The sequence below is a fragment of the Pedobacter nyackensis genome (assembly GCF_900176505.1).
Lineage (GTDB): Bacteria > Bacteroidota > Bacteroidia > Sphingobacteriales > Sphingobacteriaceae > Pedobacter > Pedobacter nyackensis.
On the sequence record NZ_FWYB01000005.1, the window covers coordinates 157,923 to 183,284 of the forward strand.

Below are 25,362 nucleotides of genomic sequence, written 5' to 3' on the forward strand. Positions count from 1 at the left end.
AATCCTTTTTTTATTTCATTCGGCTCTTTATCTGATTTGAAAATGTTCGATCAGTTGCATTAATCCGGATGGGTATATCCCTATCCAGAGGATCAGTAATGTTAAAAACGATAATACGATGCTACTGATCAGGTAAAAAACTGGCCTTACCGTTTTCTCCTGGCTGGCTGGATTTTGTTGTCCGGAAAAAAGTGTATTAATGATTCGGAGGTAATAGTATAATCCATAAACGCTGCTGAGTATAAGAACCAGGGCAAGTACCCAAAATCCGGTTTGCAAACCCGAGGCCAGTATATAAAACTTACCAATAAACCCGGCAGTAAGGGGGATCCCGGCAAGCGAAAGTAATGCGGTACTAAAAATACAGGCGAGCACAGGATGATCCCAAAACAAGGCTTTGAAATTGTTTATATTTTCCATATCGTTTTCTTTGCTGGATAGAATGGTTAGAATTCCAAATGCAGTTAGCGTGGTCACAAAATACACGGCTAAATAAAAACTAACCGCAGGAATACTCATGGCATTACCAGGAATAAAAGCAACCAATAAATAGCCAAGATGAGCAATTGAAGAATAGGCCAGCAGCCGTTTTACATTTTTTTGTTGCAGGGCAAGGAGGTTGCCAATTACCATGGAAGCAATGGCAATAACGACGAAGACCACCATAAGTGCATGGAATCTGAAGCCATCAATCGCAATAAAAAAGCGAATCAGCACTGCAAATACACCTCCCTTAGAGACCGTAGCAATAAAGGAGGTAACGGGTGTAGGAGCACCCTGATACACATCGGCAGTCCACATGTGAAAAGGAACTACGGCTAGTTTAAACCCGATTCCTATCAACATTAATCCGAATCCTGTAAGAAACAATGGGGGTAAGGATGAAATTGTACCCAGTTTACCAGTCATTGCGGAAAAATTCATCGTACCCAGTTGAAAATACATTAGGGCCATCCCGAAAAGGAGGAAGGCCGAAGAGAAGGCCGCCAATATCAGGTATTTAATTCCGGCTTCGATATTATGATGACGGGCCCGAAAATAAGCGATAAGGGCATATAAACCAACAGTAAGCACTTCAAGTCCAAGGAATAAAGAGATAAAATGATTGCTAACTGCCAGTACACAGCCGCCAAGGGTACACAAGAAAAGCAAAACATAATATTCCTTTGGACTTTCTTCTTTCCCTTCAAAATAGAGGTAGGAAATGATATTGACTACCAGGCTTGAAAAAATGATCAGGCCTATCATGAAGATCGAAAAATCATCAATTACAAATAGGGGTTCAATGAAGTATGGAAGTGGTTTTTGCAACTGAAAAATAGATAAAAAAGAGATGACAAATAATAGAAGACTACTAATCTGAATGCTACGGTGATTAAATTTTATGGCAATAAGGAGCATAATCAGTACAGCAGATCCTGCAAGAAGAAGCAATGGCATAAGCGCGGATAAATCGTTAGCTATCATGATTTTACGGTTGGTTTTTAAATTCGGTTGGAAAAAGCTGTTCCATTTGTTTGATCATAGGCCTGGCGGTGTTGATAATTGGCTGTGGATACAACCCAAGCCATATAATGGAGATCGTAAGGACTGCCATGATGAATACTTCTCTCCAAGAAAAGTCAGAAAAAGGTGCTGATGCCGGTATAGGGCCATGAAATACTTTCTGGATCATCCTTAAGGAATAGATGGCGGAAAAGATAAGTCCGATGGTAGCCAGGACCGTAAGCCACATGTTCGATTTAAATGCCCCTAATAAGATAAGGAACTCCGCAACAAAATTTCCCAATCCAGGTAAGCCCAGAGAGGCCATCGCAAACAAAACTGCTATAGCGCCCATCTTTGGCATCTGAAACCAAAGTCCGCCCATCTCATCGATTTCCCGGGTGTGGAGACGTTCTTTTAGCATTCCTGCCATGATAAACAGCGCCCCGGTGCTGATGGCATGGGTCAATAGTTGCATGACTACACCCTGAAATGCCAGTTCATTAAAAGCAAAAATTCCTAAAATCACAAAGCCCATATGGCTTACGCTAGTATAGGCGATGAGGCGCTTAAGGTCGGTTTGTGAGAAGGCAAGGATAGCGCCATAAATAATTCCGATGACACCCAGGAGCATGGCACATGGTGCATATGTTTTTGCAATTTCAGGAAATAAGGGTAATACGAACCTTAAAATGCCATAAGCCCCGGTTTTTAAAAGTAATCCAGCCAGAATTAAACTCCCGGCTGTTGGAGCTTCACTATGTGCATCGGGTAACCAGGAGTGAAAAGGAACAACAGGTAGTTTTACCGCAAAAGCGATCATGAACCCCATCATTAGCCAAAAGGCCGTCTGCGGAGCGATAACTGTTCCCAACAATTCGAAGTAATTAAAAGTATATCTGCCAGTATTCTGAGCATGAATAAAATATAAAGCAAGAATGGAAATGAACATCAATAGTCCGCTGACCTGGGTGAAAATAAAGAATTTGTAAGCCGCATATTCCCGGTTTTTACTTCCCCAGATGCCGATCAGAAAATACATTGGAATCAACATGATCTCCCAGAAAAAGTAAAAAAGAAATAGATCCATGGCCATAAATACGCCTGAAATACCCGCCAAAATCCAAAGCAGATTGAAATGATAAAAGCCCAGATGTTCGGTTATTTCTTTCCAGGAGCACAATACTGCTAAAATCCCAAGGAAAAAAGTTAGCATTAACAATAGCAGGCTTAATCCATCAATTGCCAGATGAAAGCTGATCCCAAAAGAAGGGATCCAATCTTGTTGGAAATCGATCATCCAGGAATCTGTAGAACCGATGTTTATGGCCGCGTAATGCTCTACCCAGAAAGATATCAGGGCAATAAAACCGATAATCAGGGTATATAGCGAAATCCATCGGGGCAAGGTTTTATTCCATTGCCCAACCAGGAATGCCAATAAGCCTCCTCCCATTAATAGACCGATGAGCCAAATAAGTATCATAATATGATTTGTATGCCTAAAATGATGATTGCACCAACAACAAGACCCATAATATACCACCTTAGTGATCCTGATTGCGTAAACGATAAACACCGGTAAAGACCAATTGAGACCAAAGTTATGCCCTGATAAATTTTATCTACGACATCATTTTTGTTGATGTTGGCTAAAAAAACAACTGGACGTACGATAACTGTCTTGTATAATTGATCAAAGCCCCAACCGGCATGCCAGAAGGAGTAGAGGAGGAGTACTGCCTCATTACGTTTTAATTTTTCAATGCGTTCGGGTTGCTTATGCCATAAAATGTAGGCGGTATAAATCCCTCCGAAGGTAGCCAGCGCTGCCAGTAACTGAAAGGAAAATTCTCCATTTGCGGTAGATTTTAGAACCGTTTCAGGCAATACCTGATGAAGAAAGTCTGAAAAAAGAGTAAGGGAACCAAAATTATGGGGCAGTTCGATAAAGCCGGCACAAATGGTGAAAAATGCAAGGATGATTAGTGGAATGGTGATGAGTTTGCCAGGAAGCCGTTGTACCTCCGTTTTCGTTGCTCCCCAGAAAGTAAGAATGACCATTCTTGTGGTATAGAGTGCTGTAATGAATGCACCTAGAAAGGCGATCAGCCACAGTAATGGGTTCCCATTTTTACTAGCCCATGCAAACCAGAGAATCTGATCTTTACTATAAAATCCGGAACTGATCAGGGGCAAGGCAATTAATGATGCTGAGCCAATAACAAAGGTCCAGAAAACCACTGGAAGTTTATTTTTAAGGCCACCCATCTTAGACATATTATGTTCATGATTTAGTGCGTCTATCACTGCACCGGCGGCCAGGAATAACAGGGCTTTAAAAAAAGCATGAATCATAAAATGGAAAATAGCCGCTGTCCAGGCACCCAGACCTAATGCTAGAAACATGTATCCGATCTGGCTGATTGTGGAGTAGGCGAGCACCCGTTTGAGGTCATATTGGGTAAGCGCGCTGAAGCCCGCAATGAATAAAGTTGCGGCTCCGATTCCTGCAACAATCAGCTGCACTGTTGGAGATAGCTCGAAGATGACATGCATCCTGGCGATGAGGTAAACACCTGCCGTTACCATGGTTGCTGCATGAATCAGGGCACTTACAGGAGAAGGCCCGGCCATGGCATCAGGAAGCCAGGTTTGAAAAGGTAGCTGAGCAGATTTTCCTAACCCGCCTGCAAGTAATAATAAGGCGGTTATCGTTGCCATTGAAGCTCCTGGATGCCATAAAGAAGGGGCTTTCGCTAGAATATCTGGAATCAGGAGGGTGCCAAATTGATAAAAAATGACAAAAATCCCAATGGCCATGGCAGTATCTCCTATACGGGTGATGATAAATGCTTTTCGGGCAGCATATCCATTTTCAGAATGCTCATACCAAAAGCCAATCAGTAAGTAGCTGCACAGTCCCACACCTTCCCATCCCAGATATAACAGCAGTAAATTATCAGCCAGTACGAGCAGGAGCATAGAAAACACGAATAGGTTCATGCAGGCAAAAAAGCGGGAATAATCTTTGTCAAAGGCCATAAAGGCAACAGAGTAAAGATGTATTAGGGCTCCGATGAAGGTGATCACGAAAATAAAAACCAGCGATAAGGCATCCAGGTACAGGGTTATCTTTGGATGGAAATCTGCGACCTCCATCCAGGTCCATAAGGTCTGGGAATGATGACCACTGGCTGGAGGGAAGGTAAGAAAGTCAATACCAATGATGATGGTAAAAATGGCAGAAAGGCTAACCATTCCTGCACCAATTATGGCCACCCATGCCGGAGGCATACTTTTTCCTGTCAGCGTCAGTATTAAAAAGCCGGCAAGGGGACAAGCGGGAATAAGCCATAACAGGTGTTCCATAGTTATCCTTTCATCTCTTTTAAATTGTCTATGTCCAGTGATTTATGCTGATGGTAAATCTGGAGGATCAGCGCCAGTCCAACGGAAACTTCTGCTGCAGCCATGGCCAGGATAAAGACGAACATTACTTGTCCGTCCGGTTGCCCCCAGTGCGATCCTGCGGCTACAAAGGCCAGTCCTGATGCGTTCAGCATCACTTCTATGGATAACAGCATAAAAATGATGTTCTTGCGGATGATCACTCCGGCAATGCCCATGACGAAAAGTAGAGCCGCCAGGAGTAGGATCATTTCCATAGATATCTCAGTTTTCATAGTACTTCCTCCTCTTTTAAAAACCGGTGTAAGGTTGTTTTTTTATGTTGTCCGATGTGAGCGGCGCCTACTACGCCTGCCATTAACAGCATGGCAGCTAGTTCAACTCCAATCAAATAGGGCCTGAATAAGGATATTGCAACTGTTTTGGCATCAACAGTCTGCTGAACCAGGTAGGTTGCTGAGGGGCTGCTGATCAGGTAAAATAATTCGGCAAAAAGGATGGCAGATAAGACTGTTGGCCCTATCCATACCTTAGGTTTGAGCCATTCTTTTTCCTGAATTGCGGTTTCCTTGCCAAGGTTTAACAGCATGATCACAAAGATGAAAAGCACCATGATGGCCCCGGCATAAATGATGATTTCCAGCATTGCTGCAAAAGGGGCCCCAAGTAAAAAGAAGATGACCGATAAGGAAAGCAGGGAAATGACAAGGTATAGCAGGGCATGCACGGGATTATGCCTGGTGATGACCATAAGGGTAGAAACCAAGGTCACAAATGCGGTGATGTAAAATATGATGTCCATTTTTAAGGTAATAAACTATGTATGTCAATTGGTGGGTCTTCATTTTCACCGGTTCCTTTTCCCTTCACACCTGCATCCAGTCCGGCGATTTTGTAATAATTGTAACCCGGATATTTCCCCTGACTATTGATCAATAAATCTTCTTTTTCATAAACCATATCCTGCCGGTTGTACTCTGCCATTTCAAAGTCGGGGATCAGTTGTATGGCATAAGTTGGGCAGGCCTCCTCGCAATAGCCACAAAAAATGCAGCGCGAAAAATTGATGCGGAAGAACTCCGGGTACCTTCTCCCATTTTCATCTTCGGTAGCCTGCAGTGAAATGCAGTCTACCGGACAAGCGGCCGCACATAGGTAACAGCCCACACAGCGTTCCCCCATATCCGGATCCCTCGTTAATACAATTCTTCCACGCCAGCGAGGGTGTAGTGATGCTTTTTCTTCCGGATACTGAATCGTTTCCCTTTTCTTGAACATGTGTAGAAAAGTGAGTCCTATTGTTCTTAGCAAACTGATCATCATTTCTTTTTTTATAAGTCATAACCCCACCATATGAGGAGATCATTTATTCATCATCAACAGAATTGCTCCTGTGATCAATAAGTTCAATAATGCCACTGGCAATAATATTTTCCAGCCATATTCCATCAGCTGATCATATCTTGGCCTCGGAAGTGAGGCCCTCAGTAAGATGAAAAACAGGATGAAAACAAAAGTTTTCAGTATAAACCAAATTAACGGGGGAAGGAATCCTGGTCCCAGCCATCCTCCAAAAAATAAAGTGACTACCATTGCCGAAATGAGGGTGATTCCCAGGTATTCGCCAATAAAAAACATTCCGAATTTCATGCCCGAATATTCTGAATGGAAGCCGGCAACCAGCTCGCTTTCTGCTTCCGGAATGTCAAAAGGCAGCCGATGCGTTTCCGCTATCCCGGCAATCATAAAAACGACAAAGGCTACTGGCTGTGTAATGATGAACCAGCAGTCTTGCTGAGCCATTACGATGTCGGTTAGCCTGAATGATCCTGACATCATCACGATTCCCATTAAGGAGAGTCCCATGAATACTTCATAACTGATCATTTGCGCGGCGCCACGTAAGGCGCCCAGAAGCGAATATTTGTTATTCGATGCCCATCCGCCCAGTACGATACTATAAACGCCAATGGAAGACATTGCGAGGAAGAAAAGCAAGCCTACATTCAGGTCTGCAATGAGTATCCCCGGGGCGTAAGGAATCACCACAAAGCTCATGAGTACAGTGGCGGCAACAATAGCGGGTGCAATCACAAATATTGTTTTATCCGCAAATGGGGGAATCCAGTCTTCCTTAAAAAACAATTTGATGGTATCGGCAATGACAATGAACAGCCCGAATGGTCCTGCCCGATTGGGGCCGCATCTATTTTGCCATACCGCAAGCATCCGCCTTTCCAACCAGATCAGCCAGGCAGCAATTGTGGTTAAAGCAAACAACACAATTGCAATCATGAGGATATATCCGAGGACGGTGCTCATGTGTTTCCTTTCGTTAAAGTTCCTTTTGCCGGCCATGAAATACCTGTTAGCCCGGGAATTTGATATGGAATTCCTGCTAGTCCTTGAGGAAGTTCTTCCATGATTCTAACAGGTAAAAAATAAAGTTGATCCTGTATTTGTAGCTGCACAATGTCATTTTCAGCGGTATTCAAATCTTTCGCATCCTTTCTATTGATGGCGATATAGGGCTTTGGGCAGCGCTCATTAATACCAGGACTGTAGATGCTGAGTTCTTCGGATCCGAAAATATGTGATAATGGGAGCATCAACCATTCTCCTGGGGATGGTATAAAGGGGGAAGGAATATGATTTCGATAACTGAGCTCAGCAACACTGATTTCTGGAAATAATCTATTCCCGGGATCGCCACCACGCAAAGACCCACCAACTTCCGCTTGGTACTTGTTAACGGATTGTCCGGAATTCCAGCCTGGAGCCCAGAAAAAAGGGATTAAAGGAGCAGGAGGCATTCCTTTATAACCTTCCATCGTAAACGATAAGGCGGAATCATGGTCCTCCGGAGGTTTAGGTTCACTCACATTGATATTGGCCAACATGGCAGTCCGTCCACTATAACGATGCGGTTCACGGGGGATTTTTTGCCCGGAAATGCGAAAGTCTGCGTCTGGAGCCACGGTGTCGGCACCTTTAAATTGAGGCATTAAATGGGCCATTTCGGCGAGTAAATTTTCTGGAGCTTTTAATTCTTCAGGACATATGCCATTTTGGAATTGTCTGAATTCATCTAGCCACCTCCAGCTTTCCCTGAAATTCTCATTTTTTGGACTAAATACCTGGAAGAAACGCTGTGCCCGACCTTCATTATTGACGATTGTTCCATCCGCTTCTGCAAAGGTGGCTACCGGGATCAGGATACTTGCTTTATTACTGGTTTCATTATGCAAATGATCCAATACCACCAGGTTTCTACAATGGTTAAAAAGCAGGTCTATTTCCCCTTTTCCGCCTCGTCGGTACAGGTCGTTTTCCAGTACAACGACGGTATCCACGTCACCATTTTCCAATACCTCCATGGCATGCGCTAAGGAGGGGGCATCCATCATTGCCAGCCCCATTGAGTTGCATTCGGGTATGACAAATGACAAATTTGCTTTTTTTTCTTTCCCGGATAAGGCAAGGGCAATGTTTGTTGCGGCACTGATGATGGCCTCATTGAAGAGACTTGTGCCGCAAATGATCAAGGGATTTTTTGCCTTTTTAAGGATGCCTGCAATTTGTTTGGCAAGTTTCAAGCTGTGTTTACTCAGCCCTTCAGGTGCCGGAACATTCGTGTTGAGCTGCGCAGCGACAGTATAGCCCAGGCGCGCAATCTCATCGGGAGATAAGTGCAGGGGCTTGTCGGCAAGCTCATCTAGTTTGGTTTTTGTAGGATAAGCGATAAATAAAGCCCCTTTTTCTTCCTGGGCAAGCTCCCTTAATGCGGCATCATGCCAGGTCGGGATACTGATTTCTGCTGCCTTTTCGAATGGGGCTTTACGTATGGCCTGCCTTACTGCGAGCGCAAGCATCGGGGCTGAATTGGTTAAATCTTCGCCAAGGATAAATACCGCATCAGCGGTCTCTGTTTCTTTGAGCGATGGGGAGTGAACATGACCAGAGTTAAGGGTAAGGAGAATATTACGCATCAGCTGAGCTTCTGCTTCGGAAACTCCCTGGTAGAAGTTTTCCTTTCCTACCAATTGTCTAAGGGCAAAATTGGCTTCCAAAGATGCCCTGGGAGAAGCAATTCCAATTGTGGTATCCTTTGTTAAAATCTTTGCCAGTTGGCGATATAAGCTGTCCTTGTCGGCCGCATCTGGAATTTGAGCCCGTACCAAGGGCTGTTGAATCCGGTTAATGTTGTTTACAAATTCGTAACCAAATCGCCCGCGATCGCAAATAAAATACCCGTTTACGGCACCATTATATCGGTTGGTAATTTGACGAAGCTCTCCATATCTTTCCCCTGCAATGACATTGCAACCCAGACTGCAATGCTGACAAATGGATGGAGCCATCGTCATGTCCCATTTTCGGGTATAATGTGCCTTGAGACTTTTGTCGGTAAAAACCCCTGTTGGGCAAACCTCTGCGAGGTTCCCACTAAATTCACTTTCCAGGATGCCATCTTCAGCTCTTCCAAAATAAACATGATTATGGGCTGCAAATACATCCAGGTCTTTTCCGCCTGCATAATCTTTATAAAACCGGACACAGCGGTAGCATTGTATGCAGCGGTTCATTTCATGGTTGATAAATGGACCTAGATATTGGTTTTTATAACTGCGTTTAGGGAATTGAAAACGACGGTAGTTATGGCCGGTCATCACCGTCATATCCTGTAGATGGCAGGAGCCGCCTTCATCACAAACCGCACAATCATGAGGGTGGTTGGTCATCAGCCATTCAATTACTTGTGCACGAAAAGCCCTGGCTGCGGGATCTTCAACAGACAAATACATGTTGTCTTTAACCGTTTCCATGCAGGACATGACCAATCGTCCTTTGGTGTCATCTTCGTCTTTAAAAAGTTTAATGGCACACTGACGACAAGCTCCTACGGATCCCATAGCGGGATGCCAGCAAAAATAGGGCAAGTCAAAACCTAGTGTAAGGCAGGTTTCCAGCACATTTTTGCCTGGTGTTACTTCGTAAGCTTTATGATCAATATAGATTGTGGCCATTTTCTTTTCACCTCCAGGGACATTTTTTCTCTTTGATATGCTTTTCAAAATCCGCTCTAAAATATTTTAACCCACTTTGTAAAGGCTCCATCGCTCCTGGAGCTAGTGCGCAAAAAGTGTTGCCAGGTCCAAGGTGCTTGGTATGCATCTCTAATAATTCCAGGTCTTCCATGCGCCCTTCTCCATTTTCAATGGATAGCAAAATCTTTTCTGTCCAGGGTAAACCTTCTCTGCAGGGGGTACACCATCCGCAGGATTCCTGAGCAAAAAAATGTTCCAGATTATGAATAAAACCAACCGGACAGGTCTGGTCATCAAGCACAATCATGGTTCCCGTTCCCAGGCGACTGCCAGCTGCGGATATAGATTTATAGTCCATTTTAACATCCAAATGTTCTTCCACCAAAAAATCTGTAGAAGCTCCACCGGGCAGGACAGCTCTAAAGGAAACTCCTTTCTTCATGCCACCTGCATGCTCTTCCAGAAGCTCCCGAATGGTAGTTCCCATCGGCAATTCCCACAATCCAGGTTTATTTACTCTGCCGCTGATGCCGTAGATTTTTGTTCCCGCATCAGAGCCTGGACTCAGGTCTTTAAACCAGTCGGCACCATGGTTCACAATATGTGGGATATTGCATAGCGTTTCTACATTGTTGACAATCGTAGGTTTACCAAATAATCCGCTTACTTGTGGGAAGGGTGGTTTGGTACGTGGCGTTGCCCGTTTCCCCTCCAGTGCATTCAACAAGGCCGTTTCTTCTCCACACATATACCGGCCTATGCCCGTATGTAAGTGCATTTCCAGATCGTAGCCGGAGCCGAGGATGTTTTTTCCAAGGTAGCCGGCAGCATAGGCCTCATCGATGGCATGTTTAATTAGCCAGGCGGCTTTTTTATAAGCCCAGCGTAGAAAAACGTAGGAGATGTTGGCCTGTATCGCATACGCGGCTACAATCATGCCCTCAATTAACTGATGGGGATTGCCTTCCAATAGCATGCGGTCTTTGAATGTTCCAGGTTCCATCTCATCGGCATTGGCAATCAGGTATTTTGTTTGCCCAACGGTATTCATGGGGACAAAGCTCCATTTTGTTCCTGTACTGAAACCGGCACCTCCACGGCCTTTCAGGTCTGCTTCCTGCACCATCTTCGTAATGTCCTGGGGTGCCATGGTTGTCAATGCCTTCTCCACAGCCTGATAGCCGCCCACACTCCTGTAATCCTTAAGATTAAGTGAGCTTCGGTTGAAGTTGATATGTTGCGTGAGGGGCCTTTCCATGTTGCCGTTTATTTATATTCTTTTAATATCTCCTGCAGTTTTTCATTTGTCAAATTCCGATAAGTATCCTGGTTGATCATTAATACCGGGGCATGATCGCAGCTACCCAGACAAGGGTTGGGTAAAAGCGTAAACCTGTCATCCGGAGTAGTTTCTCCAAATTTGATGTGTAACAGGGCTTGCAAATGCGCATAAATCTGTTCATAACCCATCACATAGCAGCTGATGCTATCGCATAGTAAAATGATATTTCTGCCTACAGGTTTACGAAAAATAAGGTTGTAAAAGGTGGCCACACTATCCAGTTCTTCGGCCGACATCCCCAGGTGTGCCGCAATGGCCTGAAGACTCTCATCCGATATCCAGCCTCGATGGTGCTGTACGATTTTTAAGGCCTCAATACTGGCAGCCTTTCGCACAGGAACAAGCGCAATCTCATGGTCTATTCTCCTTATTTCATCCGTTGATAGCATCTTTTTGGTTTTATCTGTCAATATCTGCAAGAACATAATCCATGCTGCCCAGAATAGAAAGTAGATCGGCAATGGTATACCCTTTGCTGATATAGGGAAGCATTTGCATGTGTGGAAATGAGGGAGTACGGATTCTAACCCGATAAGGAGAAGTATTGCCATCACTGGTCAGGTAATAGCTATTGGCTCCTTTGGTCGCTTCTATACAACTCATCCCTTCACCGGAAGGGATTACGGGCCCCCAGCTGACGTTTAAAAAGTGTGTGATTAGGGTTTCAATATCCTGCATGGTATTTTTCTTGAGGGGAGGGGTGGTCAATGGATGATCGGATTTGTAACTTCCCTCAGGCATGTTTTTGAGGCATTGATCGATAATCCGCAGGCTTTGCCTCATTTCTTCTACACGGACCAATGCCCTGTCATAGCAATCCCCATTTTGTGCGGTAGGGATGTCAAAATCAAAGTTCTCATAGCCTGAATAAGGTTGTTTTTTTCTAAAATCCCAGTCGAGCCCACAGGCGCGTAAACCTGGGCCCGTAACCCCCCATTCTAAAGCTTCATTTAAAGTATAAATGCCAATGCCTATTGTACGGGCTTTGAAAATGCTGTTTCGCATCACCATTTGGTCGTATTCGCGCAGTTTTTTAGGAAAATAAGCGACAAATTCCCTTACCAGTTTATCCCATCCTAAGGGCAGATCCTGAGCAACCCCACCAATTCTGAACCAGTTGGGGTGCATTCTGGCACCACAAATGGCCTCTACAATGTTAAAAACCTTTTCCCGGTCTGTAAACATATAGAATACCGGTGAAAGCTGGCCGAGGTCTTGCGCAAAAGTGCCATACCATACCAGATGGCTGGCAATGCGAAAGAATTCACAGAGCATGATGCGCATGACTTTTACCCGATCAGGGACGATAATGCCCGCTAATTTTTCTACTGCCAGCAGGTAGGCCAGATTGTTCATTACGCCGCCCAGGTAATCAACGCGGTCGGTATAGGGAATATAAGTGTGCCAGGACTGACGTTCTCCCATTTTCTCGGCACCCCGGTGGTGGAATCCAATATCAGGAACCGCGTCTACAATGTTTTCTCCATCCAATTGCAGGATAATTCGCAACACGCCATGCGTACCAGGGTGCTGCGGGCCAAGATTGAGGAACATAAAGTCCGCGTCTTCACTTTGTCTTTTCATGCCCCAGTCCTCCGGTCGGAATTGTAAGGCCTCCTGTTCCCGGTCTTGCTTTTCATCCCACAGTTTAAAAGGCCCCATCTCTGTAGCCCTGGCAGGATGTTCTTTTCTCAAAGGATGTCCTTCCCAGGTGAGCGGCATAAGAATCCGGCGCAAATTGGGGTGGCCTTCGAAATTTATCCCGAACATATCATACACTTCGCGTTCATACCAGTTCGCGTTTTTCCATAAGGATGTGATGGAGGGCATAGTGGGATATTCCCCATGTAAACCTACTTTGAGGCGTATGAAGCGGTTTCTTTGCAGGGAAAGTAAGTGGTAAACAATGCTGAAATCACCTGTTGCTGATCCATTTTTTTTCGCATGACTTCGTTCATCGATTGCACAGAGGTCATATAAAAGCTCAAAGCGCTGCGGAATCTCCAGCTTGAGGTATTGTAGTACTGCAGTGATATTTTCTTTTGCAACCCATAGCGTGACCACCTCGTCAACTGTAAGTTGGAGGTTGAAAAAAGAAGGTCCAAATCTGGAGACCAGTTCGTCAGTCAAGCCTGAATCGTTATTCATGACTTTAGGTTTATGTTATGGGTGCTATTTATATCTGATCCGGCGTACGAAAATTAATCATCTTTTTACGCTCAGTTCTCTTCTGTTCTTTCATGGATATTTGTTCCGGCTTGATCACTCCCTGCGGCCCAATTGCCCAGCTTAGTGGCCTTTGCTCTTTGCCAACGGAGTCGGCCAGTAGCATTAGTCCCTGTAGAAAGGCATCAGGGCGCGGTGGACATCCGGCAACGTACACATCTACCGGTAAGAATTTATCTACCCCCTGTACCACGCTATAAATGTCATACATCCCGCCTGAATTGGCACAGGAACCCATGGAAATCACCCATTTAGGTTCCATCATTTGCTCATGAAGTCGCTTGATAATAGGCGCCATTTTCACAAAAACAGTCCCGGCAATAACCATCACATCTGCCTCTCTTGGTGTACCACGAATCACTTCTGCGCCAAAACGGGCGACGTCATATTTACTGGTGAGGCTGGTTGCCATTTCTACAAAACAGCAGGAAAGCCCAAAATGAAAGGGCCATATAGAGTTCTTTCGGCCCCATGCGAGTAAGCCCTGCACGGTAGTCAACATGACGCTCTGACCAATAGATTCTTCAAAAGAACTTGTTCCTTTTATTGCATTTGCCGGGTCGACAGGATTACTGAGCCACCATTTCATGTTACAGGTTTTTTAGAATAAGTTTACGGTACGCTTTCAAAATTTTCTTGCCATCGGGACCAAAATCGAGGGCGCCCAGGCTCCATTCATAGATAAGTACGACAAAGAGCAGCCCGATAAAAACACAGATGCTGAGATAACCTGGCCATCCTAATTCTTGAAATGCCAGGGCCCACAAAACAATAAAAACCACCTCTATGTCAAAAATGACAAACATCATAGCAACCAAATAAAACTGCGCGGAAAAGCGCAATCTGGCCGATCCGGTTTCCAATATCCCTGATTCGTAGGGTTGACCGCTGGCGCGTGCTTTATGCCGCTGACCTAAAAAATAGGATAGCGAGAGGATCAATGCTAGTAATGCCAACACAAAAGCACCATACACAAGGAATGGCCAAAGTGGGGCAACAGGAGTGCTCGACGAGTTCATGACTTAGGGATGCTAGACGCTGCCTGTAATGTAATGTTCCAGATTTCCGATAATGAATTTCTGCTCCTCAATGATGTATTTTACCACATCGCCAATTGAAATGATTCCAGTCAGCTTACCATCATCTATGACGGGCAGATGCCGGATAAATTTGTTGGTCATCAGCCACATACATTCTTCGATAGTGTTCTCCGAAGTGACCGTTGGTGGATTTTCAGTCATGATCTCAGAGATTGGGATTTTTTTTGAAGATTTACCCTTTAGAATGACTTTTCGGGCGTAATCTCTTTCCGTAAAAATCCCGATGAATTTCTCATGATCCATCACCAGAAGCGATCCGATGTTCTTTTCAAACATTAATTCTAGCGCTTCAAAGACTGTTGTTGTCGGACTTACATAGATAGCGGAATGGGTTTTTCCTTGTAAGATATTCCTAACTTTTCCCATAATTGAACTCCTTTCTATTACAGATATTTGCGCAATAATCCAATAAGGATGGTTCTATTAAAGTTAAGGCTTATTTTAATAAAAAGAAAGCATTATTCGGTTAATTTTAAATATATAAATCAAAGTGTTCTTTTTGTTTATGCTTGATTTTCAGTATATTTAAGAATAAGTATTTCTTTTTTTTGGATTGCCTTTTTTTTCGGTGTGTAGCAATCCTGATTTTGGTTCAAATAACCGTTCCTTTTGGTTTTCTTTCCGTGTTTTTGATAAACTTATAGCTGAATAAGCTACCTAGATATGAAAAGTAAGACTTTTTTCTTCCTGGTTTTTCTATGTTGCTTTCCCTTGTTTCTACACGCACAAAAAGTGGTGATGATCAAAATTGATGGGGCAATTAATCCGGTGTCGGCTTCTTTTATCCATGAGGAAATCGAAAAGGCAGCTCAGCAGAAGGCGGTTTGTCTGATGATTCAGCTCAATACACCAGGGGGATTATTACAGTCCACACGTAGTATTGTTAGTGATATTCTGGTCGCACCGCTTCCTGTGGTAGTTTATATTTCACCCTCAGGGTCCCATGCCGGTTCAGCCGGAGTCTTTATTACCCTTGCCGCTCATATTGCCGCTATGGCACCGGGAACTAATATCGGTGCAGCACATCCTGTCAATCTGGTGGGCCGAACGGACTCCCTGATGAACATAAAAGCAACAGCTGATGCAGCCCTTTTTATTTGTCGTCATCCTGAATTACTGTCTGGATTGTTGCATCGGATTTGCTCCTGCTGATGATCCTCGTGGCGCTTGTTGTTGCTTAAACAATTCAAAGCGCGAAGGCTGGCCTTTTCTTGGCCATGCATTATTCAGTTCATCAATATCGGCTGTTTCGCGATAAGGGTCTAATTGTACCGATACCACTTCCTTGTCTTTAGCAAACACCTTAGTTACTTTATTCTCGTCTTTTCTCCAGATATAAGCCGGGATGCGATCTACTTCTTTGCTGCCATCCTTAAACGTCCATTCAATGATGATTGGCATCACCAATCCACCAACATTTGTGAAGTCTAATTCATAAAAGTTCTTTTTGCTTTCATACAGTGCCCGCTCATCTGCCGATAAACTATTTATGTAGTTTTTGAACTCCTGATCAGCCGTTTTACTGACTTCAAAACGGTTAAACTTGTTGTAGAAATCATTTAAGCTGGTGTCTCGCTCAACAGCGAATTTACTGCCTTGCTTGCGGTTTCTTTCTCTGCTAATGTTATATTGATCCCTCTCATAGGCTTTTTTCTTTTCGATGTTCTCTGCCACCTGGTTCATGCTGTTCATCTGGTAATAGCGAACATCATTAAGTGCAATATCTACAGGGTCTGTTCCAAAGAACCAACCTCTCCAGAACCAGTCGAGGTCAACTGCCGAAGCATCTTCCATCGTTCTGAACAGATCTGCAGGAGTAGGGTGTTTAAAGGCCCATCGTTTCGCATATTCTTTAAAAGCATAATCAAAAAGCTCGCGTCCCATGACGGTTTCTCTTAAAATGTTCAAAGCTGTAGCCGGTTTAGCATAGGCATTAGGGCCAAAGTTGATGATATTTTCAGAGTTGGTCATGATTGGCTCAAGCTGGTCTTTCGGCATTTTCATATAATCAACGATCTTATGTGCCGGACCACGTTGCGATGGGTATTTGTTGTCCCATGCCTGCTCAGCTAAGTATTGGCAAAAGGTGTTCAAGCCTTCGTCCATCCAGGACCATTGTCTCTCGTCTGAGTTTACAATCATTGGGAAGAAGTTGTGCCCTACCTCATGGATGATTACACCGATCATACCATATTTGATGGCTTCTGTATAGGTGCCGTCCTTTTCGGCACGACCATAATTGAAACAGATCATAGGGTATTCCATTCCGTTTGCAGCCTCTACTGAAATCGCTACCGGGTAAGGGTAAGGGATCGTATGTTTAGAGTATTCTCTTAAGGTGTGGTCAACTACTTTTGTAGAATATTTATTGTAAAGAGGATATGCCTCAGGTCCATAGTACGACATAGACATGATTTTCTTTCCATTGATGTGTGTCGCCATAGCATCCCAAACCAATCTGCGGGACGATACCCAGGCAAAATCTCTAACATTCTCGGCGGTATAAGTCCAGGTTTTTTTAGCTGTTGATTTTCTGCCCATTGCCGATTTGATCTCAGCCAGGTTTACAATTTCTATGGGTGCTTTAGCACTTTGTGCAGCATTCCATCTTTTTAAGCTACTTGCATTTAATACCTGAGCATAATTCTGACATTCGCCGGTAGCGCCAACCACGTGATCGGCAGGTACAGTCATGTTTACCTTATAGTTACCAAAGGCGAGGGCAAATTCGCCACGACCTTCAAACTGTTTGTTTTGCCAGCCCTGGAAATCAGAATAAACCGCCATTCTAGGAAACCATTGCGTAATGGTAAACAGGTAATTGTCGTCTTCAGGAAAATACTCATATCCACCTCTGCCGCCATCAGCCATTCTATCCGGAATTTTATAATTCCAGGTTATTTTAAGCTTATACTTTTGTTTGGGTAGTAAAACAGAAGGTAAATCAATACGCATCATGGTATTGTTGATGGTATAGGGTAAAGCGGTTCCTTTTTCGTCGGTTACCTTTAATATTTTTACGCCAAGGTCGTTAGCAGGGTTGATGATCTCGGATAAAGCTTTATAATTCATCTGCTCCGTTATCTTACTCCTTTCAGTTAGCTTATTGTCGCTGGTTGCTTTATGTTGGTTTTCATCCAATTGCACCCATAGATAGCTTAGCGGGTCTGGCGAATTGTTGTAATAGGTGATGGTTTCAGCACCGTTTAAGCGGAGGTTTTTCTCATCTAATTCTGCATTAATTTCATAATCGGCACGTTGTTGCCAATAGGCCGGTCCGGGTGCACCTGAGGCTGAACGATAGCTGTTCGGATCAGATATGATGGTACCCAGCTGTTCAAATTTATTCCCGTGATTGGATCCCGGGTTATTGATGTGTTGGCCAAATGCGGTTGTACTACAGATGAGGGCCGTGAAAAACAAGAAAGACTTATTCATTGGTGTTTGGTGTTTAAAATTCGGTTAGGCAAGTAAAGCAGAAAAACGTTCTGCTGCCATGACAAACGATATTCCAAATATAGCTGATGAAAGAAAGAAATTCCAGCCCCATCGCTTAATTTTTACAAACCAGATCAGGATAAAGGATAAGGTTAGAATTGAGACAACGATCAGGAGCTGACCAACTTCAAGGCCTACATTAAAAGCGAACAGTTCGGCTGTAATGTTACTGCTTTTGCCCAGCAGACTTTTCAGGTAGTTGGAAAAACCTAAGCCATGAATCAGCCCGAAAAATAAGGCTAAGCCATATTTGAATTTTTGTCCTTTGGGTTTTTGTTTTTTACTGATGATGTTTGATACGGCTGTAATTAGGATCGTAACAGGAATCAAAAACTCTATTAAAGGTGTATTTACACTGATGACCTTAAAAATGCTTAGTGCAAGTGTTACACTATGTCCTACGGTGAAGGCTGTAACCAGTATTAGTACTTTTTTCCAGTCCGTTACAGTGTAAATGCCACAAAGTGCAATTACAAATAAAATATGATCATAGCCCTGCCAGTCTAAAATATGTCGCCAACCTAACTGAAAATAAAGTGGGAAGTCCTGCATTGAATTAATTTGTAACTTTAGCTGATAAAAACAGCAATATCCTTATTTAGATTAAGAAAAGCAAAATGTCGCAATTACTTCTACTCTTTTGGTTAAATATATTTCATCCTTTTTATGTTAGCGTAACGGAGATTGTGCACAATAAAAATACAGGAACGGTACAGGTTAGTGTAAGGATTTTTTTCGACGATTTTGAGAAGGCACTCGAAAAGAAATATAAAACAAAGGTGAATATCTTAAAACCAACAGATAGGAAGCAAGTGGATGCGCTAATTGCTTTATACATTAAGGATCATTTGAAAATTAGTACGAATGCTAAGGCGCTGGATTTAAAATATCAGGGCTATGAAATAGAGGAAGACGCCGCCTGGTGTTATTTCGAAAGCTCAAAAGTTGCTGCGGTTAAACAGTTGGATGTTAAAAACGACATCTTGTTTGAGCAGCACTCTTCGCAAAGTAATATGATTCATGTGATCGTTGACGGTAAACGCAAAAGCACCAAGCTGGATAACCCCAAGAGCGAAGCTTCTTTTAGCTATTAATTCCCCTTCTTTTTATTATTGTTCTAAGGTAATCCGCTAATTGTAATGCGTATTGGGGGTTCTTTTGTAATTAATTTGGTACGTTGTAATTAATTTATCTAAAAGATAACGAAAATACGAACTTAGCTTAACATTAGTTTTGGTTTATTAGAAAATATGAATAGAAGAGATTTTTTTAAAGGAGGGTCGCTGGCGTTTTTAGGCACCACGTTACTTTCGCCGTTTGATTCTATAGCTGCAATCACGGATGCTAAATTAAATGGAAAAGGTAAAATCGCAAAGAACATTATTTTTCTAGTAAGCGATGGAATGAGTACAGGTACGCTCAATATGGCAAACCTGATGTTGAGCAAGAAGACCGGGAAATCCAGTAGCTGGATATCGCTATATGAGCAAAACAAAGTAGTAAGAGCGCTAATGGATACGGCATCTGCAAGTTCTTTAGTTACGGATTCTGCCGCGGCGAGTTCATCCTGGGGCGGGGGTATAAGGGTGCCAAACGGTGCAATAAATGTAAATGCCGACGGCACAGAGAATACACCTATTTTACAGAAATTTAAAAGAGCCGGGAAATCAGTTGGGGTAGTCACTACGGTAACAGCAACTCACGCAACTCCGGCAGGTTTTAGTATTGCCAGCAAAAAGCGCAGCGACGAGCCGGGGATTGCTGTGAAATATTTAGAAATTGGTATGGATGTGGTAATGGGCGGTGGATTGGAACATTTCTCGCCTTTACTAAGAAAAGATAAACAGGATCTGTTTGCGGTTGCTGCCAATAAAGGGTATACAGTAGTTAATGATAGAAAGTCATTGATGGCTCAGGATGGTCCTAAGGCCTTATTGGGAATCTTTAATGAAGGTGCTTTGCCTTATTCCTTAGATAGAGCCAGCGATAGCACTTTGATAGAGAAGATGCCTACACTGGCAGAGATGACCAGGCAAGCAATCAAAACCTTAAGTAAAAACAAAAAAGGGTTTGTTTTGCAAGTTGAGGCCGGTAAGGTAGACTGGGCTGCCCATGCCAATGATGTGGGTGGTTTATTATATGATCAGATTGCTTTAGACGAAGCTATTGCTGCGGTTATCGCATTTGCTGAAAAGGATAATGATACCTTGGTGGTGATTACTACTGACCATGGAAATGCCAATCCTGGTTTGTTTTATGGCCCTCAGGCCGATGCGAATTTCGAAAGGATATTCAATTTTAAAAAGACCAACAACTGGATTTTAGATGGTGTGAATAAAGATACATCCGTTACTGCATTTATAGAGAAAGTAGAAGCTGCACAAGGTTATGCCATTTCTAAAGAAGAAGCCGGACAGGTGTTGATGCATTATGGTAAGTTAGATGAAAAGGGCTTATATAACCCACGTAATTTGCCATATAAAGATTTAGCCTTATTGCAAACAAAATATACTTCAGTAGGCTGGGGGTCGATGGACCATTCGGGTGATTATGTAGAGCTGGCTATGTTTGGTCCCGGTAGTGAGTTATTGAAGCCTTTTGTGAAAAATACTGACTTGCACAATTTAATGCTTGCTGCTACAGGAGTGTTAGCTTAAAACAATCCGATATGAATTTAAAGAAAAATATAAGGAAGAACGCCGCTATACTGGCCGCGGTAACACTTTTGTCTCCAGCTGTATTTGCACAGAAACTGGATGTCAATAAATTACAGGAAGAATTAAAAGCTACTGTTAATAAGGTGTTGCCTGCTAGCGTATTTCTCATCGATTATAACCCCGGTCCATTGGTTTATAGCGGCTACCGTGCAAGTGGGGTGGTGGTTAAGGATGGAATGATCCTGACTGCCGGTCATGCTACTACGATAGGGAAAAAATACAGAGTGGTTTTCCCTGATGGTAAGGAGTGTGTAGCAACGGGTGTGGGTAAGATCAGTGATGTGGATGCTGGCTTATTAAGAATCGATGAGAAGGGCGATTGGCCATTTGTTGAAATGGGTTCTTCATCTTCTTTAAGTTTATATCAACCTTGTTTTAGTATTGCTTATCCTGGTGGTTTCCGACCAAAAGAGACTATCCTTCGGTTTGGCCATGTAGCCGAAATGGGTTCAGAAAAAACGAGGGGTAAGATTCGTACTACCTGTTTGATGGAGCCTGGTGATTCGGGAGGTCCTGTGTTTGATCTAGACGGACGTGTAGTGGGTATTCGCAGCAGTATCTTGTTGTCGCTGGAAAGTAATTTCGAAATTCCTGTGGATGTTTATAGAGCCTACTGGACCGCTTTGAAAAAAGAAAAGACCTATGAGGTGAGCCCATACGCGGAGAAAAATGAGTTAGAGCCGGTAGCTACTTTGAAATCTACTATTAAAAATGTAGCCGGATTGGAGAAGGGTTTAAATGGATTAGAGGCCAAGCTAGATGATTATAGTGTGAAAATCAATAGTTCGCTATTGGGTATTAAGGCTTCAGTTCTTGGTACGGTAATAGCGACTAAGGGCTTGCCGGGTAGTCTTCAAAAAGTTAAAGGTCTGGTGGTTTCTAAGAGCTCCATGGTAGGAGATACTGCGATGATCACTTTAGCTAATGGGAAATCCGTAGCGGCAAAGGTGTTGGCGCGTGATGAAGAGAAGGATTTGGTATTACTACAATTAGATAACGAGTTGAAAAAGGGGATAAATATTGCGGCTATAAGTCAGGATACCCTAAGTTTAGCACAGTTGGGAGACTTTCTATTGTCGCCAAGTCCTGATGATGATGGAGAGCTAAGTTTGATCGGTAGCAGACAGTTTAATTTAGGTCGTACTTATACTAATCCTGCATTTTTAGGTGCAGGATTTGAAAAGGTAGATGGTAGGGTTGTGATCAGGAGTCTGGTTCCTTTGGCTCCGGCCGAAGCGGCTAAGCTGATGAAGGGGGACGAAATTGTTAGTGTTAACGATGTGAAGATTACTGAACCGGGTCAATTTACAACAGCGCTTCGTGATAAAAAGCCTAATGATCTTATTGTTTTGGTAACAGTAAGAGATGGTGTTGAAAGTTCAATAAGCATTAAATTGGGTAAGCGTCCTTTAGTAGAAAGAAGGCAGCACATTGCAGAAAAGTTTACAGATGGGAAGAGTGAGCGCAGAGATGGGTTTAAGAATGTTTTTGTACATGATGGGAAGATTAAACCTGCAGAATGTGGAGGGCCATTATTTGATCTGAATGAGAAATTTATTGGAATGAATTTAGCGCGCTATAGTCGCACAAGTAGCATTGCTGTAGTAGCACTAGAATTGAAAAAATTTATTGAAGCCAATAGTAATGTATTGGTTGCTAAAAGTTAGTTCATAGCTCGCATTAGAACAATCAGCAGCAATAGCTGTTATAAGATCAGATATTTGTGTTATGGCAAGTTTTAAAGAGATTATCAATTCAGATCAACCGGTGTTGGTTGATTTTTCGGCAGAGTGGTGCGGTCCTTGTAAAATGATGGCACCAATTTTACAACAACTCAAGGGGATGATTGGCGATACTGCGACTATCCTTAAGGTTGATGTGGATAAAAATCCCGATGTTTCAAGAGCATACAATATTCAGGGTGTACCTACATTGATCATTTTTAAAAACGGAGAGATTAAATGGCGTCAGAGTGGGGTTATCCAGGCTGGGCAATTGAAAAGCATACTGGAAAGTGTTAGCTAACCGTATTTATTATAATACTTAACAAAGCCGCTGGATGACGTTCAGCAGTTTTCTGGATAAAGACGGCACTTTGGCTACGTAAATAGAGAAATGAAAATAAATTAAAATGGGCTGTATCATTAATCATGATACAGCCCATTTCATTATAAATCTAAATCGATCTTTTATTATTGGTACTGAATATAAATCGGTACTGGTTTTAATTTCATTAACTCTTCAGGTGTCATTAATCTGTTAGGAGCTTTCTTCAAATCATTTTTGTAGAACAATTTAAAACCGGTAAACTGAACTGGCTCAGAGTAAATAAAGTGACGGTAAGTACCTTTTTTAAGCTCCGGTTCACCCCATCCATCCATATGCATTACAATTTGAACTTCCGGACGAAGTTTGATGTTTTGAGAATTGGTTACCATTTTTCTGGTAAAACGGTGGATTACAAATACCTTTGGTGGCAGGTTGTGTTTCTTTGTTAGGTCGGCCAGGTATTGAGAAACGTAATTGATGTCTGCTGCATCATAAGTTCCGATCTTTCTGCCCGGTAATGATCCGTCTTTCATTGAGAATTCAGGGTCAATTCCTAAATGTACATAAGGTAACTGTAAGTATTTTTCTATATGAGGCAACTCAGCTTTAATGTTACTCAAAGCAACCTGTAAATCTAAAAATACAATGGTATTGGGACGCATTTTAGCTATAGCTAATACAGAGTCAATCTGGCTGTTGGCCATACGGTTAATGTATTTACCATCTCTGCCTGGAGTACCACTTGCTACTGCAGCAATATAATGAAGACCTGCTTGTACAGGAGTAGACGGATCTACTTTTTCCCAATGTTTAATCTCGGCGTTTAACTTGCGCCACATTTCTTTAGGTGCATATTCACCAAGTGCACCCATTTTTTTTGAATGTAAGTTTCCGTAATAAACAACGATACGTTTAAAAGGAAGTATGGCTCCGGCAAGTGGGTATACTTTGCTTTTTACAGGCCATTTTCCTGTAGTATCGCCATTGGCTAACTTCAGCATCAAGGCGTTGTATTTAGCTGTGTCAACAGGTTGCATGTTGTTTTCTTCAGCCTCTTCAGTTTCTACAGCGACCGTATCTCCGGAAGCAGTTACTTTAGTTTGCGCTTTTACTTTTTTTGCGTCAGAAGCACAGCTACTGAATAAACCCAGTGTTGCGGTACTAATTAAGACAATGCCTGCCAGATGAGGTATTTTCATAGGGTATAAGATTTTATGCAAGTATAACACCTTTAGCAGGAATATAAAAGCTGCTGTAAAGGTATTCTATAAATTTATTTTAATATTGTTTGGAATTATTCTAAATAAGTTGCTATACTTGCAGTGTTATTTAAAACGATTCTAAACAAAATGCAGAAGACATTGAGAATAAATTTGACGGAAGAATTTGAAAATATAAATAATACTATTTGGTTTAGTTTAGTTGATAAGGATAAGCTTCCGGAGCTCTCCGGAAGCTCCTTTATTTAAAGGAGACCAATAAAAGAAACTTGTTCAGTAAGGTGTTACTGAGGTTAAGTGTGTTTAAGACAAAGGCGCCGGTTTGAGTATCCGGCGCCTTATTTATTTTTATTCGACCATTGCAAAATGGCTGTCTGCTGAACTTAGAAGTTATTGAACTTTCCAAATACACCCAGGGGTAATTTAATCCCTGAAGTTGCCTGTAGGTAAAGTTCACCAGTTTCCAGGTTTTTAACCTGTGGAAAGGAGGTTTTAATCAGGTTTTCTACAATTACAGATGAAAAACCTAAAGAGTAAGTATTCAGAATCAGGAAGTGTTCCTGCTCATCGAGAAGCTGAACTACATCCTGCATCATTTCCTGTATATGGTCTTCCAGTTTCCATTTCTCGCCATTCGGACCGTGTCCAAATGCCGGTGGATCTAAGATGATACCATTGTATTTTTTGCCTCGTTTCAGTTCTCTCTTTACAAATTTCAAGGCATCTTCAACAACCCAGCGTACATCTTTTAGTTTAGATAGTTCCTGGTTTTCATTAGCCCAGTTTACCACTTGCTTTATCGAATCTACGTGGGTGGTATCAGCCCCAGCAGCTTTAGCAATTAAAGAAGCCGCGCCAGTATAAGCAAACAGGTTTAGTACTTTCGGACTAGGTGTTTTGAACTTTTTGATGGATGAGGAAATGTAATCCCAGTTTACCGCCTGCTCAGGAAATACCCCAACATGTTTAAAGGAGGTAAGGCCAAGACGCAGATTGATGGTTACATCATCATTGGTATAGGAAACATTCCATCTGTCGGGTATATTGGCCGCGTTTTTAACCCATTCGCCCGAAGTAGCCGAACGGCCCTTAAACCGGATATGGGTTCTTTTTTTCCATTCCTGTTCCGACAAAGTTTTTTTCCAAACCGCCTGAGGCTCTGGTCTAGACAATACTAAATTGCCAAAACGTTCTAATTTTTCAAAATCACCACAATCAATTAACTCATAATCTTTCCAGTGAGTGGGGGTAAGAAGGCTTATCATA

At 42.7% G+C, this 25,362-nt stretch carries 23 protein-coding genes; 5 read left to right on the top strand and 18 right to left on the bottom strand.

The window, feature by feature from the left end; translation table 11 throughout:
* Positions 1–27: 27 nt before the first annotated feature.
* Genes B9A18_RS11645 through B9A18_RS11710 form a run of 14 tightly spaced genes read right to left on the bottom strand, consistent with a single transcriptional unit; the run spans position 28 to position 14,978 of the window.
* On the bottom strand, positions 28–1,467 hold the full coding sequence (locus B9A18_RS11645; protein ID WP_084289465.1) for an NADH-quinone oxidoreductase subunit N: 1,440 nt from the start codon (positions 1,465–1,467) through the stop codon (positions 28–30).
* Between the two features lie 4 nt (positions 1,468–1,471).
* Positions 1,472–2,971 carry an NADH-quinone oxidoreductase subunit M gene (nuoM, locus tag B9A18_RS11650; protein WP_084289466.1) on the bottom strand — a complete coding sequence of 500 codons (1,500 nt, stop codon included), beginning with the start codon at positions 2,969–2,971 and terminating at the stop codon, positions 1,472–1,474.
* Positions 2,968–4,857: an NADH-quinone oxidoreductase subunit L gene (nuoL, locus tag B9A18_RS11655; RefSeq protein WP_084289467.1), complete on the bottom strand. Its 1,890-nt coding sequence runs from the start codon at positions 4,855–4,857 to the stop codon at positions 2,968–2,970. Before nuoL ends, nuoM begins: the two co-directional genes overlap by 4 nt.
* 2 nt (positions 4,858–4,859) lie before the next feature.
* Positions 4,860–5,153, bottom strand: a complete 294-nt coding sequence (gene nuoK, locus B9A18_RS11660) for an NADH-quinone oxidoreductase subunit NuoK (protein ID WP_084289585.1) — start codon at positions 5,151–5,153, stop codon at positions 4,860–4,862.
* A gap of 14 nt (positions 5,154–5,167) precedes the next feature.
* Positions 5,168–5,698, bottom strand: coding sequence for an NADH-quinone oxidoreductase subunit J (gene nuoJ / locus B9A18_RS11665; protein ID WP_084289468.1), 531 nt, complete (start codon positions 5,696–5,698; stop codon positions 5,168–5,170).
* Positions 5,699–5,700: 2 nt separating this feature from the next.
* On the bottom strand, positions 5,701–6,219 hold the full coding sequence (nuoI, locus tag B9A18_RS11670; protein WP_235005304.1) for an NADH-quinone oxidoreductase subunit NuoI: 519 nt from the start codon (positions 6,217–6,219) through the stop codon (positions 5,701–5,703).
* Between the two features lie 39 nt (positions 6,220–6,258).
* Entirely contained in the window at positions 6,259–7,218 is a 960-nt protein-coding gene (nuoH, locus tag B9A18_RS11675; protein WP_084289469.1) for an NADH-quinone oxidoreductase subunit NuoH, read from the bottom strand.
* Positions 7,215–9,971: an NADH-quinone oxidoreductase subunit NuoG gene (gene nuoG / locus B9A18_RS11680; protein ID WP_235005305.1), complete on the bottom strand. Its 2,757-nt coding sequence runs from the start codon at positions 9,969–9,971 to the stop codon at positions 7,215–7,217. Before nuoG ends, nuoH begins: the two co-directional genes overlap by 4 nt.
* The gene (gene nuoF / locus B9A18_RS11685; protein WP_084289470.1) at positions 9,931–11,202 is read right to left on the bottom strand and encodes an NADH-quinone oxidoreductase subunit NuoF; all 1,272 of its coding nucleotides are present in this window, start codon (positions 11,200–11,202) and stop codon (positions 9,931–9,933) included. Before nuoF ends, nuoG begins: the two co-directional genes overlap by 41 nt.
* Positions 11,203–11,210: 8 nt before the next feature.
* Complete coding sequence (gene nuoE, locus B9A18_RS11690) at positions 11,211–11,675, bottom strand: NADH-quinone oxidoreductase subunit NuoE (protein WP_084289588.1); 465 nt, start codon at positions 11,673–11,675, stop codon at positions 11,211–11,213.
* A 10-nt stretch (positions 11,676–11,685) separates the two neighbouring features.
* Positions 11,686–13,434 (bottom strand): NADH-quinone oxidoreductase subunit C/D, encoded by a 1,749-nt coding sequence (nuoC, locus tag B9A18_RS11695; protein ID WP_084289471.1) that lies wholly within the window; start codon positions 13,432–13,434, stop codon positions 11,686–11,688.
* Positions 13,435–13,462: 28 nt separating this feature from the next.
* Positions 13,463–14,101, bottom strand: coding sequence for an NADH-quinone oxidoreductase subunit B (locus B9A18_RS11700; RefSeq protein WP_084289472.1), 639 nt, complete (start codon positions 14,099–14,101; stop codon positions 13,463–13,465).
* Between the two features lies 1 nt (position 14,102).
* The gene (locus tag B9A18_RS11705) at positions 14,103–14,531 is read right to left on the bottom strand and encodes an NADH-quinone oxidoreductase subunit A (protein WP_084289473.1); all 429 of its coding nucleotides are present in this window, start codon (positions 14,529–14,531) and stop codon (positions 14,103–14,105) included.
* A gap of 12 nt (positions 14,532–14,543) precedes the next feature.
* Entirely contained in the window at positions 14,544–14,978 is a 435-nt protein-coding gene (locus B9A18_RS11710) for a CBS domain-containing protein (protein ID WP_084289474.1), read from the bottom strand.
* Positions 14,979–15,275: 297 nt separating this feature from the next.
* Between B9A18_RS11710 and B9A18_RS11715 the strand changes: the two genes are divergently transcribed.
* A complete protein-coding gene (locus tag B9A18_RS11715) occupies positions 15,276–15,764 on the top strand; it encodes a Clp protease/crotonase-like domain-containing protein (protein ID WP_084289475.1) in 489 nt (162 codons plus the stop codon).
* Here B9A18_RS11715 and B9A18_RS11720 read toward each other — a convergent pair.
* Positions 15,726–18,050: a M1 family metallopeptidase gene (locus B9A18_RS11720; RefSeq protein WP_084289476.1), complete on the bottom strand. Its 2,325-nt coding sequence runs from the start codon at positions 18,048–18,050 to the stop codon at positions 15,726–15,728. The two genes, B9A18_RS11715 and B9A18_RS11720, sit on opposite strands and share 39 nt — an antisense overlap.
* Positions 18,051–18,074: 24 nt before the next feature.
* Entirely contained in the window at positions 18,075–18,662 is a 588-nt protein-coding gene (locus tag B9A18_RS11725) for a HupE/UreJ family protein (RefSeq protein WP_084289477.1), read from the bottom strand.
* Between the two features lie 65 nt (positions 18,663–18,727).
* Here B9A18_RS11725 and B9A18_RS11730 point away from each other — a divergent pair, with 65 nt between their 5' ends.
* The 4 genes from B9A18_RS11730 to trxA all read left to right on the top strand — a co-directional run bounded on the left by B9A18_RS11730 (position 18,728) and on the right by trxA (position 22,852).
* Positions 18,728–19,204, top strand: coding sequence for a DUF6702 family protein (locus B9A18_RS11730; RefSeq protein ID WP_084289478.1), 477 nt, complete (start codon positions 18,728–18,730; stop codon positions 19,202–19,204).
* Positions 19,205–19,360: 156 nt separating this feature from the next.
* Positions 19,361–20,767, top strand: coding sequence for an alkaline phosphatase (locus tag B9A18_RS11735; protein WP_084289479.1), 1,407 nt, complete (start codon positions 19,361–19,363; stop codon positions 20,765–20,767).
* 11 nt (positions 20,768–20,778) lie between these two features.
* Positions 20,779–22,494 carry a trypsin-like peptidase domain-containing protein gene (locus B9A18_RS11740; protein ID WP_084289480.1) on the top strand — a complete coding sequence of 572 codons (1,716 nt, stop codon included), beginning with the start codon at positions 20,779–20,781 and terminating at the stop codon, positions 22,492–22,494.
* A 61-nt stretch (positions 22,495–22,555) separates the two neighbouring features.
* Positions 22,556–22,852, top strand: a complete 297-nt coding sequence (gene trxA / locus B9A18_RS11745) for a thioredoxin (protein WP_084289481.1) — start codon at positions 22,556–22,558, stop codon at positions 22,850–22,852.
* A 167-nt stretch (positions 22,853–23,019) separates the two neighbouring features.
* Here the strand turns inward: trxA and B9A18_RS11750 are convergent, their stop codons facing one another.
* Positions 23,020–24,075: a hypothetical protein gene (locus B9A18_RS11750; protein ID WP_084289482.1), complete on the bottom strand. Its 1,056-nt coding sequence runs from the start codon at positions 24,073–24,075 to the stop codon at positions 23,020–23,022.
* 404 nt (positions 24,076–24,479) lie between these two features.
* Positions 24,480–25,361 (bottom strand): RsmD family RNA methyltransferase, encoded by an 882-nt coding sequence (locus tag B9A18_RS11755; RefSeq protein ID WP_084289483.1) that lies wholly within the window; start codon positions 25,359–25,361, stop codon positions 24,480–24,482.
* Between the last annotated feature and the right edge of the window lies 1 nt (position 25,362).